At 68.3% G+C, this 12,947-nt stretch carries 12 protein-coding genes and 1 pseudogene; 5 read left to right on the top strand and 8 right to left on the bottom strand.

The genetic code is table 11. The annotated features are described in order from the left end of the window. Nucleotides 1-12 precede the first annotated feature (12 nt). The 5 genes from paaK to GIY23_RS07065 all read right to left on the bottom strand — a co-directional run bounded on the left by paaK (nucleotide 13) and on the right by GIY23_RS07065 (nucleotide 3,950). Nucleotides 13-1,344 (bottom strand): phenylacetate--CoA ligase PaaK, encoded by a 1,332-nt coding sequence (paaK, locus tag GIY23_RS07045; protein WP_154075916.1) that lies wholly within the window; start codon nucleotides 1,342-1,344, stop codon nucleotides 13-15. Then, nucleotides 1,341-1,739 (bottom strand): hydroxyphenylacetyl-CoA thioesterase PaaI, encoded by a 399-nt coding sequence (gene paaI / locus GIY23_RS07050; RefSeq protein ID WP_154078671.1) that lies wholly within the window; start codon nucleotides 1,737-1,739, stop codon nucleotides 1,341-1,343. Before paaI ends, paaK begins: the two co-directional genes overlap by 4 nt. A gap of 404 nt (nucleotides 1,740-2,143) precedes the next feature. Beyond that, nucleotides 2,144-2,560 carry a hypothetical protein gene (locus GIY23_RS07055; protein WP_154075917.1) on the bottom strand — a complete coding sequence of 139 codons (417 nt, stop codon included), beginning with the start codon at nucleotides 2,558-2,560 and terminating at the stop codon, nucleotides 2,144-2,146. After that, nucleotides 2,544-2,783, bottom strand: coding sequence for a DUF397 domain-containing protein (locus GIY23_RS07060; RefSeq protein WP_154075918.1), 240 nt, complete (start codon nucleotides 2,781-2,783; stop codon nucleotides 2,544-2,546). The genes GIY23_RS07055 and GIY23_RS07060 overlap by 17 nt, the downstream gene beginning before the upstream one ends. 270 nt (nucleotides 2,784-3,053) lie before the next feature. After that, nucleotides 3,054-3,950: a helix-turn-helix domain-containing protein gene (locus tag GIY23_RS07065; RefSeq protein WP_154075919.1), complete on the bottom strand. Its 897-nt coding sequence runs from the start codon at nucleotides 3,948-3,950 to the stop codon at nucleotides 3,054-3,056. 305 nt (nucleotides 3,951-4,255) lie between these two features. On the opposite strand from GIY23_RS07065, the pseudogene GIY23_RS07070 reads away from it, so the two are divergent. Then, nucleotides 4,256-5,094 (top strand): annotated as a pseudogene (locus tag GIY23_RS07070) (SAM-dependent methyltransferase). 85 nt (nucleotides 5,095-5,179) lie between these two features. Here the strand turns inward: GIY23_RS07070 and GIY23_RS07075 are convergent. Together GIY23_RS07075 and GIY23_RS07080 are read right to left on the bottom strand one after the other, a co-directional pair. Next, the gene (locus GIY23_RS07075; protein WP_154075920.1) at nucleotides 5,180-5,389 is read right to left on the bottom strand and encodes a YbdD/YjiX family protein; all 210 of its coding nucleotides are present in this window, start codon (nucleotides 5,387-5,389) and stop codon (nucleotides 5,180-5,182) included. Beyond that, complete coding sequence (locus GIY23_RS07080) at nucleotides 5,386-7,521, bottom strand: carbon starvation CstA family protein (RefSeq protein WP_154078672.1); 2,136 nt, start codon at nucleotides 7,519-7,521, stop codon at nucleotides 5,386-5,388. Before GIY23_RS07080 ends, GIY23_RS07075 begins: the two co-directional genes overlap by 4 nt. A 417-nt stretch (nucleotides 7,522-7,938) precedes the next feature. On the opposite strand from GIY23_RS07080, the gene GIY23_RS07085 reads away from it, so the two are divergent. The 3 genes from GIY23_RS07085 (at nucleotide 7,939) to GIY23_RS07095 (ending at nucleotide 11,138) form a co-directional block, all read left to right on the top strand. After that, the gene (locus tag GIY23_RS07085; protein WP_228717585.1) at nucleotides 7,939-8,469 is read left to right on the top strand and encodes a SigE family RNA polymerase sigma factor; all 531 of its coding nucleotides are present in this window, start codon (nucleotides 7,939-7,941) and stop codon (nucleotides 8,467-8,469) included. Further along, nucleotides 8,466-9,521: a hypothetical protein gene (locus GIY23_RS07090; RefSeq protein ID WP_154075921.1), complete on the top strand. Its 1,056-nt coding sequence runs from the start codon at nucleotides 8,466-8,468 to the stop codon at nucleotides 9,519-9,521. The genes GIY23_RS07085 and GIY23_RS07090 overlap by 4 nt, the downstream gene beginning before the upstream one ends. A 192-nt stretch (nucleotides 9,522-9,713) precedes the next feature. Continuing rightward, on the top strand, nucleotides 9,714-11,138 hold the full coding sequence (locus tag GIY23_RS07095; protein ID WP_154075922.1) for a dihydrolipoyl dehydrogenase family protein: 1,425 nt from the start codon (nucleotides 9,714-9,716) through the stop codon (nucleotides 11,136-11,138). Nucleotides 11,139-11,194: 56 nt separating this feature from the next. Here the strand turns inward: GIY23_RS07095 and GIY23_RS07100 are convergent, their stop codons facing one another. Further along, a complete protein-coding gene (locus GIY23_RS07100) occupies nucleotides 11,195-12,025 on the bottom strand; it encodes a hypothetical protein (protein ID WP_154075923.1) in 831 nt (276 codons plus the stop codon). A gap of 410 nt (nucleotides 12,026-12,435) precedes the next feature. Between GIY23_RS07100 and GIY23_RS07105 the strand changes: the two genes are divergently transcribed. Beyond that, on the top strand, nucleotides 12,436-12,912 hold the full coding sequence (locus GIY23_RS07105) for a DUF3145 domain-containing protein (RefSeq protein ID WP_228717696.1): 477 nt from the start codon (nucleotides 12,436-12,438) through the stop codon (nucleotides 12,910-12,912). Nucleotides 12,913-12,947: the final 35 nt, after the last annotated feature.

Here is a 12,947-nt window from a genome sequence, read left to right on the forward strand (position 1 = left end):
CCTGGCGTGCCCTCAGGACTCCGTCGCGCGGTGGTCGCGGACACGTCGAAGCTTGCCGACCGACCGTTCCAGCGTGCCGGGATCCACGATGCTGACCTCGGCGGTCACCCCGACCGCCTCCTTGATCGCCTGCACCAGCAACGCCGGGGCGCCTGCTCGTTGATCCACGGTCGTCTCGTCGCGGGCCTCGACCCGGACTGACATGTGATCCATCCGGTCCACCCGGCTGAGGTCGAGCTGGAAGTGCGGTGACAGTCCCTCCGCGCGCAGCACGATTTCCTCGATCTGGCTGGGGAACACGTTCACACCGCGCAGGATGATCATGTCGTCGCTGCGGCCGGTGACCCTCTCCATTCGCCGGAAGGCGGGTCGCGCCGTGCCCGGACGGAGCCGGGTCAGGTCGCGAGTGCGGTACCGGATGATCGGCAGTGCCTCCTTCGTCAAGGAGGTGAACGCCAACTCGCCGACCTCCCCGTCTTCGAGCGCCGTGCCCTCGATCGGATCGATGACCTCCGGGTAGAAGTGGTCCTCCCAGATGTGCAGGCCGTCCTTGGTCTCGACACACTCGTTGGCGATCCCCGGACCCATCACCTCGGACAGGCCGTAGATGTCGACCGCGTGCATGTCGAGGGTGTCTTCGATCTCGCGGCGCATCTGCTCCGTCCACGGCTCGGCACCGAAGATCCCGACCTTCAGCGACGTGCTGCGCGGGTCGATGCCCTGGCGTCGGAACTCGTCGATGAGCGTGAGCATGTACGTCGGCGTGACCATGATGATCTCGGGCTGGAAGTCCTGGATGATCTGCACCTGCCGCGAGGTCATCCCGCCGGACGCCGGAATCACCGTGCACCCCAGGCGTTCCGCGCCGTAGTGCGCGCCGAGACCGCCGGTGAACAGCCCGTATCCGTAGGACACGTGCACCTTGTGCCCCGGACGTCCACCGGCTGCCCGGATGGAGCGGGCGACGACGTCGGACCACACCTCGAGGTCCCGTTCGGTGTAGCCGACGACGGTCGGCTTGCCGGTGGTGCCACTGGACGCGTGGATCCGCCGTACCTTCTCGGACGGCACGGCGAACATCCCGAACGGATAGGTCTCCCGGAGGTCGTCCTTCGTCGTGGTCGGGAACTTCGCCAGATCCTGCAGTGAGCGGCAGTCCTCGGGGCGCACTCCGATCTCGTCGAACTTCTTCTTGTACAGCGGAACGTTGTCGTAGGCGTAACGAAGTGTCCACTGGAGACGTTCGAGTTGCAGCGCCGCGAGTTCGTCGGGCGAGAGGTGTTCGGCGGAGTCCAGCTCGGTGCCCGCGGGTGCGCGTCCGAGACGGTCGTGAGTCGATGTCATGAGCGCGTCGCCTCCCCGTTCTTGATGCTCCTGCTGTGCCCGCGGAACTCCGCGATGACCTGCGCGTCCGACTCGGGACCGCGCCGGACCGTGATGTCGTAGATGCCGCTGCGGCCGTACCGGGTGCGTTCCTCGGCGTGGGCGAACAGCTCGTCACCCTCGCGGGCGGGCGCCACGAAGGTGATCTCGGCGCTCGCGGCGACCGTGACCGGGCCGTGGCTGTTGCAGGCGCAGGCGAATGCGGTGTCGGCGAACAGGAACAGGTAGCCGCCGTGGGCGATGGCGTGCCCGTTGACCATCGACTCGGTGACGACCATCCGTGCCACCGCACCGCCCTCGACGGCAGACAGCATCTCGATACCCAGCGCCTTCGACGCCGCGTCGTCATCGAACATCGCAGCCGAAGAGGCCGAGATGGTGCTTTCGTTGCTGCTCACGAATGCTTCACCCGCCTTGCACCTGACCGAACAGTCGGTTATTAATGTGTGCAGTGTTCGTCGCCGTCCCGGCGATGTCAACCCGACTGCGGCGACGATCTGTCGGTGATTCCGACGCAGTCCGTTGCGTGAGCCTTTTTAGTCGCTATAGCCACCACAAAGACTCACGCGTCTGACTCAGCCACGGACGACGACGTCGTGAGCAGGGATCGGGACCGGGTTCGGAGTCACGGCAAGCCCGACATCGTCGTGCGGGACTCGCCGGTTTCGCCACCAGTCCTGACGCCAACGGACGCGGCCGCCCGCGAAAAGAGCCGGGGTGCAGCGGTGCTGCACCCCGGCTGACGCGTCTCTTCGGTACTTCAGGCGGTCGCGGCGAGCCATTTCGCGCGGCCGGGTCCGCCCGGGACCCAGCAACCGCGAGCGGCCGCGGACGGTTGCTGCGGGTCCGCCAGGCCGGGTGTGTGCTGGTCGGGCAGCGAGAGCAAGTCGCCGAGCACGTGCACGGCCGTGCCGGTGGACTGCCACGCCATCCGGGACGGCGCGAGGATGTTCTCCTCGTCGCCCGGGATCCGGGTGGCGACCGCGTCGTCCTCGGAGTGCAGTCGCAGCACGTCGACGACGTCGTGATGGGCGCGGACGCCGACCACCGCGACGACCTCACCGTGCTCGTCACACGGATGCAGGAACTGGAAACCGCGTCCGATGAGCTCGTGCAGCAGCGAATCCGTGCCGGGAGTCGCGGGGGCGGTCTCCGGCGCTTCAGGCGAGGAAGTCATCGAACTCGCCGTCCTTGGCGCCGGCCACGAACGCGGCCATCTCTGCGCGGGTGTACAGCAGCGCGGGTCCGTCCGGGAATCGCGAGTTGCGGACGGCCACGTCTCCGCCGTCGAGGGCGGAGACCTCCACACAGTTGCCGAGTGCTCCGCTGCGCGCGCTCTTGCGCCAGGAAGCCTCGGGCAGCTGCGCCGCCGACATGCCGTTGTGAACAACGCTCGACATGGGCTCACCTTCCGGGTTCCACGTACATCTGCACGTGCATCCGTTGCGTGCGGATGACCATATCACTGCGATCTTCGCGAGCAAGTGCACGTGCAGATGAATGCGATGGTTCTACACGTTCGACGGACGTGGAGTCCGGGCGAGCACAGTCCGTGATCTCAGCGCGAACCACCATCAGCGGGATCAAACGCCTGTCGACGCTGGTGAAGCCTTCCGGAGCGCAGGCGAAGTCGGAGCGAGGACCGTCACGCTGTGTCGCGCGACGCGGACCTACATCTCCGTGCGGATCTTCATCAGCATCTGACGGGATATGTCCGGCGTCTCGGCGTCCACCGTCAACCGGTCGAACACCCGGCTGTACTGCTCGATCTCCTCGAGCTTGTCGAGATACATCGCCCCGGCGAGGTGTTCGATGTAGACCAGGTGCGGCAGTTCCGGCTCGGCGAACCGCAGCATCGTGAACGCGCCCTCGGCCGAATAGCCGCTCAGTCGGTACGGCACGACCTGCAACGTGACGTTCGGCCGCTTCGTGATCTCCAGCAGGTGGTCGAGCTGGGCGAGCATCGTCTCGCGGCCGCCGATCGGCCGGTGCAGCACCGACTCGTCGATCACCGCCCACAACCGGGGGGCGTCAGTGCCGGCGAGGACCCGCTGGCGTTGCATACGCAGTGTCACCCGTCGCCGCGCGTCCTGCGACGCGTGCTGCGGACGGCCGCGGCTGGCGATCGCCAACGCGTACGCCTCTGTCTGCATCAGGCCCGGGACGAACTGCAGCTCGTAGGTCTGAATGCGCGAAGCCGACTCTTCGAGGCCGACGTAGTCCTGGAACCACGTCGGCATCAGGTCGGTGTACCGGTGCCACCAGCCGGGTTCGTGCGAACGGCGCACCATGTCGAGGAACTCCGAGCGCTCCCCGTCGTCGGTGACGCCGTAGAGCGTCAGCAGGTCGGCGACGTCGCGCTCCTTGAACCCGACCCGCCCGAGTTCCATTCGGCTGATCTTCGAACCGGAGCCGCGGATCGAGTACCCCGCGTCGGGGCGGCTGATCTCGGCGGCCTCTCGCAGCCTACGGAGCTGAGTGCCGAGCACGATCCGGAGCGCCGTCGGGCCGCTGCCGACCTCGGTGGCCTGACGGTCGCGCTCCTCGGGGGGCTCGACTCCGGCCATCGTCGGCTCCTTCCGTGCGGTTGCCTGCACCTTTGACGGCGCTCGTGTCGCCTTCGTTCCTACCGTGTCGCGCCGCGACAGTCATCTCGGCGGGACACCCGGCTGCGACGGGTGTGTTCTGTCTGGATCATCGTTCGCGCGGCCGCGAACGCTACTTCGGGGATTCGCCGCCGTCACGACGTGATCACCGACAGTACCGACCGTAACGATCCGACGAGAGCGACGGGCCGACGTTTACCGATCGAGTCGATCCTTTTACGCTGTGTGCTTAAGTGATCCACTACTCACACTTCTGCGAGGTCATGATGGCCGAAGCTCAGTCGGCGTTGTCCGAGGACGAGTCTCCCGTCATCATCGACACGACCCAGGCGAGCATCGCCAGGGTCTACGACGCGTTCCTCAACGGCAAGGACAACTACGAGATCGACCGGGAAGTGTTCCGCCGGGTTCAGGCTGTGACGCCCGAAGCGAGTCAGCTCGCCTGGGACAACCGGAGTTTCCTCATTCGCGCCACCAGGTTCATCGCGAGCCAGACCGGAGTCACCCAGTTCCTCGACGCGGGTTCGGGACTGCCCACCGCAGAGAACACCCACCAGGTCGCTCAGCGCCTGCAGCCCGACTCGCGCGTGGTCTACATCGACAACGATCCGGTGGTGCTCGCACACGGGCGGGCGCTGCTGGAGGAGAACGACCAGACGCATTTCAGTGCCGCCGACATCTTCGATCCGGGCAGCGTCCTCAACGATCCGGTGGTGCGCAAACATCTCGACTTCTCGGAGCCGATCGCGCTGTTCCAGATGGGCACGATGCACACTACGACGGCGAGCGTCCGCCCGAGGACATCATGCGCGAGTACATCGAGGCGCTGCCCTCGGGCTCCTACGTCGGGTTGAGCCACTTCTTCGACCCGGAGAACGAGGAGTCGAGTCCGTTGGCGCGCCGGATGGAAGAGACGTTCCTGCACAGCCCGATGGGGACCGGGGTCTTTCGTACCAGGGCGCAGCTCGAGGCGATGCTTGCGGGGCTCGAACTGGTCGACCCGGGGCTCGTCCTGTGTGCGGACTGGTGGCCGGACGGTCCGGCGCTGAACGGCTTGCTGCCGGTGCAGAAGACCATCGCAGGTGCCGTCGGGTACAAGCCCTGACGGCGGCGGCCACGTCGGACCCGACGACGCGGGTGTCCACTGCGGTGGCACGACGTCGTCATCGGGTCCGATCAGCTCGGGGTACTCAGCAGCAGCGTGAGCCCGGGTCGCGGTCACCCCGGTCGATGTGCGCCCGCCAGAACTCGCGTTCGCCCAGCGCCGGGGTGTCCGGGTGGTGCGCGCGATGGTGTTCGAGGTACTGCTCGTAGGCGGTCTCCCCGACGATCCCGCGCGCGATCTGCCAGGCCGATCGGGCGGACCCGGCCAGCCTGGACAGCAGCGATGCGGCCGTCACGAACCCGCCCCGACCTTCTCGCGTTCGCGTTGGGTCTCGCGTTCCTCTCGGGTCATGATGAGACCCGACGGCGCCCACCGAGTGGACTCGACCTTGCCGACCTCGGTGTCGGGGAGTGGTTCCGGTGCCCGCAGCGCCTTCACCCACACCCGCATCGCGTCGACGAGCACGATGATGATCAGCACCGCGAACAGGATGGCCAGCACGCCGTCCACCGTGGAGTTGACGACGACCTTCTGCATCTGTTCGAGGTTCTCGGCCGACCCTTTGCTCGTCTCACCGGCTGCGATCGCCGCCTGGTACTCGGCGCGCTGGGCGAAGAAGCCGATCGACGAGTCCGCCGAGAACACCTTCTGCCAGCTCGCCGTGAGCGTGACCGCCGCGTCGAACGCCAACGGAATGATCGTCACCCACGCGTACTTCGCGCGGCCGGTCTTGATGAGGATCGTGGTGCCGATTGCGAGTGCCACCGCCGCGAGCAGCTGGTTGGCGATGCCGAACAACGGGAACAGCTGGTTGATCCCGCCGAGTGGGTCGTTCACGCCTGCCCACAGGAAGTAGCCCCAGCCGCCGACGATCGCGGCGCTGGCGATCCAGATGCCCGGCTTCCAGCTCACGTCGCCGAACTTCGGCCAGATGTTGCCGACGGTGTCCTGCAGCATGAAACGGCCGACGCGAGTGCCGGCGTCCACAGTGGTCAGAATGAACAGCGCCTCGAACATGACGGCGAAGTGGTACCAGAACGCTCGGGCGCCCTCCCCGCCGAGCACTTGCGAGAAGACCTCCGACAAGCCCACCGCGAGGGTGGGCGCACCACCGCTGCGACCGACGAGTGTCTCTTCCTCCACGGCGGCGGCCGCGGCGGTCAGCTGTTCCGGCGTGATCGAGAATCCGATCCCGGCGACCGCCTGCGAGGCCGATTCCACGGTCGCGCCGAGTTGTGCGTCGGGCATGTTCATCGCGAAGTACAAGCCCGGATCGATGATGCAGGCCGCCGCGATCGCCATCACCGCGACGAACGACTCCATGAGCATGCCGCCGTAGCCGAGGACGCGGACCTGCGATTCCTTCTCGACCAGCTTCGGCGTGGTGCCCGATGCCACCAAGGCGTGGAAGCCGGACAGGGCACCGCAGGCGATCGTGATGAACACGAACGGGAACAGGGCGCCGCTGAACACCGGCCCTTCGCCGTTGAGCGCGAACTCGGTGACGGCGTCGGCACGCAGGACCGGCTGCGCGACCACGATCGCCAGCGCCAGCATGACGATGACGCCGACCTTCATGAACGTCGACAGGTAGTCGCGCGGTGCCAACAGCATCCACACCGGCAGCACCGAGGCCACGAAGCCGTACACGACGAGAGCGAAGGTCAGCTGATTACCGGTGAGGGTGAAGGTGTCGGCCAGGCCCGACTCGGCGACCCATCCGCCGCCCACGATGGCGAGCAGCAGCAGGGTGACGCCGATCACCGAGGTCTCGATGATGCGACCCGGGCGCAGGTACCGTAGGTAGAAGCCCATGAACAAGGCGATCGGGATGGTCATGGCGATCGAGAAGGCGCCCCACGGCGAGCTTTCCAGTGCCTCGACCACGACCAGCGCGAGCACCGCCAACAGGATGATCATGATGGACAACACGGCGATCAGGGCGGCGATGCCGCCGACCGGGCCGATGTCCTCGCGCGCCATCTGCCCGAGGCTGCGGCCGTCGCGACGGGTGGAGAAGAACAGCACCACCATGTCCTGCGCCGCACCGGCGAAGATGACCCCGACGATGATCCAGATCGTGCCGGGCAGGTAGCCCATCTGCGCGGCGAGCACCGGGCCTACCAGTGGCCCCGCGCCCGCGATCGCGGCGAAGTGGTGGCCGAAGAGCACCCGGCGGTCGGTGGGGTGGAAGTCGGTGCCGTTGTTCAAGCGCTCGGCCGGGGTCGCGCGCGTGTCGTCGACCCGCAGCACCTTGTAGGCGATGAATCGCGAGTAGAAGCGGTAGGCGATCGCATAGGAGGCGACCGCGGCGAAGACCAGCCACACGGCCGAAATCTCTTCGCCCCGGCTGAGGGCGAGAATGCCCCAGGCGACGGCACCGACGACCGCCACCAGCACCCACACCACGATCTCGCGGGTGCTCATCTTCTTCTTGCGTGAGGCGGGCCGGTCGGCTGCCTCACTGTTGTCCGTTGTCGTCGACACCGTCCCCGAATCTCCTTTTGTGTGAGTTCGCGTCACAGGGGGCTTGTTCAGCAGCGTTGAGGATCTTCCTGCCGCACCGCGATGTCCAGTCCGCGAAACGGATGTAACCAGGATGTGAGACGGAGCGGGCGCGTGCCGGTGCGATGCTCACGGAGCCAACAGACCGGCGGCAGCCCTCGACGCTGTGGCGGCCGCAGCTCCGCATGCCCTCTGAGTCACGGAGGTGTGGCCGACCGAGATCATCATGCCGGTAGGCTTCCCCGACGGGTGTTCGAGTGCGGGGAGAATCTCCCGGCCGCTTGCCAACCGCGGAGGGGGTGTCGCGCGTCTTGGCTCCACGTGACGGTTTCGATCGCGATGCCCGCGACCGTCGGGCCGGGCGACGGGCTGGCGGGCATGGATGAGCTGACGAGGAAACTGACCGATCTATACCAGGAGCATTACCGGCAGCTGTTACGCATCGCCCTGTTGCTCGTCGACGATCGCTCGGCCGCCGAGGACGTCGTCCACGACGCGTTCCTGCGGGTGTACGACTCGAGGTCACGGCTGCGCGACCCGGACAAGGCGCTGGCGTTTCTGCGGCAGGCGGTGCTCAACCGGGCCCGTTCGGTGTTGCGTCGACGGCTCGTCGCCAAGCGCTACCAACCGACACTCGCCGAGCGCGACTCTCACCCCGACGACACCGGGCGGGGAGTGGACCGGGCGTTGCTCGCGGATGCGCTCGCCAAACTGCCACGCAGGCAGCGAGAGGCGGTGGTCCTGCGCTACTACGCCGATGTCAGCGAGGCGCGAACAGCCGAGCTGATGCGGGTCAGTCCGGGAGCGGTCAAATCGTACTGCTCGCGCGGGGTCGCGCGGCTGTCCGAACTGTTACGGGAGTGGGTGTGAACGACTTCCATCGTGGACAGGGCCGTGACGACCACGAGCGCGCGGTCCACGAGGTGCGCCGTCGTCTCGCGGACGCGGTCGACGACGTCGAACCGGCACCCGATGCGCTGCCCCGGTTGCTCTCTGAGGTGCGCAGGCGCCGGTCGCCGCGACGACCGCTGATCGCCGCCGCTGTCGCCGGTGCCGCGGCGGTCACCGCCGTGGTCGTCGCGATCGTGCAAGTCGGGCCACCGCGCCCGGAACCTGCCGGCGTCGCCCCGAACAGCTACGTCGCGCAGCCGGAGCCGGGAGTGATCGCCACGTTCGACGTCGGCTCGGGTCGCCAGCTCGACCGGATCGCCCGCACGCCGGTACCGGGCGGGACGATCGCCGCCGACGAGGACCGGGTGTACGTCGTCCTTCAGAACGGGGCCGAGCAGGGCATCGTCGAGATCGACGCTGCGGGCGAGCAGCGCATCGTGGAACCGTTGTCGGAACATCGGGACGTCCGGGCGTTCGCAGCCGGGGCGGGCACGGTCGCCTACGCCGGAAACCGTGAGGTCGTCGTGGGTGGTGGCGGGACACAGCGCAGGATCGCCGTGCCACCCGGCCTCGACGTGCTCGACCTCGCGGTCGGCGATGACGGTCGGATCGCGGTGCTGACGCGGTCACAGCAGGGGCACACGCAGGTACACGTCGGCTCCGAGGCCACGGAGTTGGCCGCGTTGCCCACCGTGCCGACGCCCGGCGACTGCGGGGCGATCGCCGTGGAGTGGACCGGAACGGAGGTCGCGGCGTTGTCGCCGGTCGACTGTGACCGGGGTGAGCGTTTTCGTGTGTCCACGTTCGACCCGGGCAGCGGCGAGGTGGTCGGGGGAGGCGTGCCGTTCTCGGTGGCTGGACACCGCGTCGACGCCGACAGCGTGCAGCTGTCCACCGACAAGCTCGGCCGATTCCTCGTCTCGGCGTCCGGGACCCCACAGTGGCTCATCGACGGCGGTACGGTCGACGTGCTGCCGGCGCCGTGCTCGGAAGACACCTGCGCGACGACCCCCGCCACCTTCTGGGGGTGAGGCGAGTGCGTGTCCTTGGTCTTGTCCTGATGCCCTCAGGGCATGGTCTGGCGTGCTCGGTCCGAGCACGGTGAGAGGCTCCGAGCAACGCGAGCGGTGAGCTGGGACGCCGGTAAGCGACCACCACGACAGATCACAGACAACTTCTGGCCCGAGTTGCCTTCGGTGCGCGGGTGCAGTCTGGTGGACGTCATGTCGGATGTGCGCGAATACGATGTCGTCGTGCTCGGGGCCGGGCCGGTCGGTGAGAACGCCGCCGCACGGTCCGTCGCGGGGGGACTGTCCGCACTGCTCATCGAATCCGAGCGGTTCGGCGGCGAATGCTCGTACTGGGCGTGCATGCCCAGTAAAGCCCTACTCCGGTCCGGCCATGCGCTCGCTGCGGCGCGGCGTGTCGGCGGGTCGCGTGAGGCGGTGACGGGCGACCTCGACGCGTCGGCCGTGCTCCGCCGCCGAAACTCTTTCACATCCGAGTGGGACGACTCCGCGCAAGTCAGCTGGGCCCAGAACGCCGGTGTCGAGGTGCTTCGTGGCCACGGCCGGCTCACGGGGCATCGGCAGGTCGATGTGGACGGCGCCGAGGGACATGTGCGGGTCAGTGCGAGAAGGGCGGTCGTCATCTGCACGGGGAGTGTCCCGCGTGTCCCGCCCATCGACGGCCTGGACGGCGTCGAGACCTGGGGCTCGCGCGAAGGTACGTCCGCACAGCACGTTCCTCGAAGCCTGCTCGTCGTCGGTGCGGGGGTCGTGGGCACCGAGCTCGCGCAGGCATGGGCGCGTCTCGGCAGCGCGGTGACCCTCGTCGGCCGGTCCGAACGACCGTTGCCGTCCACGGAGCCGGTGGCGGGCGACCTCGTCGCCGAGGGACTCCGCGCCGACGGTGTCGACCTCCGGCTGTCCACCGACGTCACCGCCGTGTCCGGAGAGGACGGTGCGGTCCGGGCGCGGCTTTCGGACGGCACGGAGGTGCGCGGTGATCATCTGCTCGTGGCTACCGGGCGGCGCCCGGGCACCGACGACGTCGGCCTGGAGACGGTCGGGCTGTCGCCCGGCGATCCGCTGCAGGTCGACGAGCACGGCCAGGTGCGTGGTGTCGACGCCGGGTGGCTGTACGCGGCGGGGGATTCCACCGACCAACCGCAGCTGACACACCAGGGCAAGTACGCGGCGCGAGTGATCGGTGACGTGATCGTCGCCCGGTCCGCCGGACGGAACATCGTCGACAGTCCCGAGTGGAGTCGCTTCACGGCGACCGCCAACGAGCATGCGGTGCCACAGGTCGTGTTCACCGATCCTGCGGTGTGCGCCGTGGGCCGCACCGCCGAGCGAGCCGAACGGGAGGGCTACCGGACCGCCGTGGTCGACCTGGACTTCGGCGTGGCGGGCTCGGCGCTGCAGGCCGACGATTTTCGCGGTGCGGCGCGGATGGTGGTCGACGAGGACCGGGAGGTACTGGTGGGGGTGACCTTCGTCGGCCCGGATCTGGCCGAGCTGTTGCACTCCGCGACGATCGCTGTGGCGGGCGAGGTGCCGTTGCGTCGTCTCTGGCACGCGGTCCCCTCGTTCCCGACCGCGAGCGAGATCTGGCTCCGCCTTCTCGAGGAGTACGGCCTCTGACGGTCGAACGGCACATTCGCCTCGTCTTGTGGGGCGAGAGTGCCGTTCGCCTCGTGTCAATTGGGTGTGCCGAGCATCAGCACGAGGACGGCGGCGAGACAGACCAGAAGTGCTACGAACCCGAGCGTGATGGTTCGACGTCGCGTGAGCGCGTCCTGCGGAGTTCCCGCGACCGCGCGATCGGTCGTGGAGCGCGACGATCCCCGTTGCGCCGACCGCTCAGCGTCCTCGTCGGGGACCTTCTTCAGCCTCGTCGTCTCCGAGCTCGCGAGGCCAGAGGCGACGTCGGGGAAGCCTTCGTCGACGAGCGTGGCCATCCCGAGCCGCTGTGAGCCGGCGCCGAGGATGCGCAGCACACGGGCCGCGGGCTCGGCGCGGCAGGTGTCCTCGTAGGTCGCCAGCTCCCGGACCGCCGAGAGCATCGTCCGAGTCGTCGGGCACAGGACCCGGACACCTCGGTTGAGATCCTGCGTGGGCTGGGTGATCCGGTCCGCGTACGGCCCGACCGCGACGATCGTGCTCACCGGCAGCGGCTCGGCCTCGCGGTCGTGCAGCGTCTTCGCCAGCGCCGTGGCCGCCTGCATCGCCTCCAGAGCCGGATTGACGTCGCCTTCCGTGCGCACCAGCGGCCAGCCGTCGACGGTCCACGGCGTGTGCACCGGCGCGTCCACGGTGAGTGCCGGGTCGGAGAGGTCGACGCCGACGACGACGATGACGCCGCGTGGCAGGACGAGGACGGCGTCGAGGGGACGCGGGCACCCGGGCGGCTGACAACCGAACACGCCGACTCCACCGAACACGCCCCGCCCGGCGCCCCACACCGTCAGCGACGTCCGGACGTCGGCGCCGACGGTGCTCGGTTCGTCGTCGAGCCGTATCAGCCGCATCGCGTCCTCCGTCCGCAGTCGCTCGCTGATCCGTACCGTAGCCGTCCCCGTGCCCGGAGCGGTCCAACCTCGAGGCTCGCCCGATCAGGTGAATTTGATCAGTGTTGTCGCCGCGTGTCGATGCCATCCGGGCCGACGCGACCGGAGGACCGCCGATCAGCGGTTTCGCATGATCGCCGAATCGCGGGCGGAGTCCCCGCACGGGCCCTTGAAGCGGACGAACAGGTCGTCCCTCGCTCGGCTGTCCTGGCGGAGCCCGGTGTTCGGCGTGCAGAATGAGACCACGCGTGATCCACTGTTCGCGTCGCGAGCTGAACGCCGCTGGGCGAGGTCGTAGGGGAAGACGTCCCTCGTCGAGACAGCGGAGGTCAGCAGTGACACGAGGCAGTGATCGTGGTCCAGCCACTGGTGTGGTCTACGTCCACTCGTCGCCGTCTGCGGTCTGCCCGCACGTCGAGTGGGCGATTTCCGGTGCTCTCGGCACGCGGGTCGACCTCAGCTGGACCGCTCAGTCGGCCGCGCCCGGCCAGTTGCGCGCGGAGTGTGTCTGGACGGGTGAGCCGGGGACCGGCGGGACGCTGGTGAGCGCGTTGCGTGCCTGGCCGATGCTGCGGTTCGAGGTGACCGAGGATCCGAGCGTCGGCGTCGACGGCGAACGCTACTGTCACGTGCCCGAACTCGGCCTCTGGCGGGCCGCGACCGGCGCGAACGGCGACATCATGGTCACCGAGGACCAGCTGCGCACTCTCGCGCTGACGAGTACCGGTCAGGAGTCGTTCGGTCACCGCGTCGAGCAGATGCTGGGCTCGGCGTGGGACGAGGCGCTGGAGCCGTTCCGCTGCGGGGGTGACGGGGCACCGGTGACCTGGTTGCACCGGGTCGGCTGACAGACCCCACCCTGCAGTTCCCCACCTCGCGGCTG

It is taken from the genome of Allosaccharopolyspora coralli, assembly GCF_009664835.1.
Classification (GTDB): Bacteria; Actinomycetota; Actinomycetes; order Mycobacteriales; family Pseudonocardiaceae; genus Allosaccharopolyspora; species Allosaccharopolyspora coralli.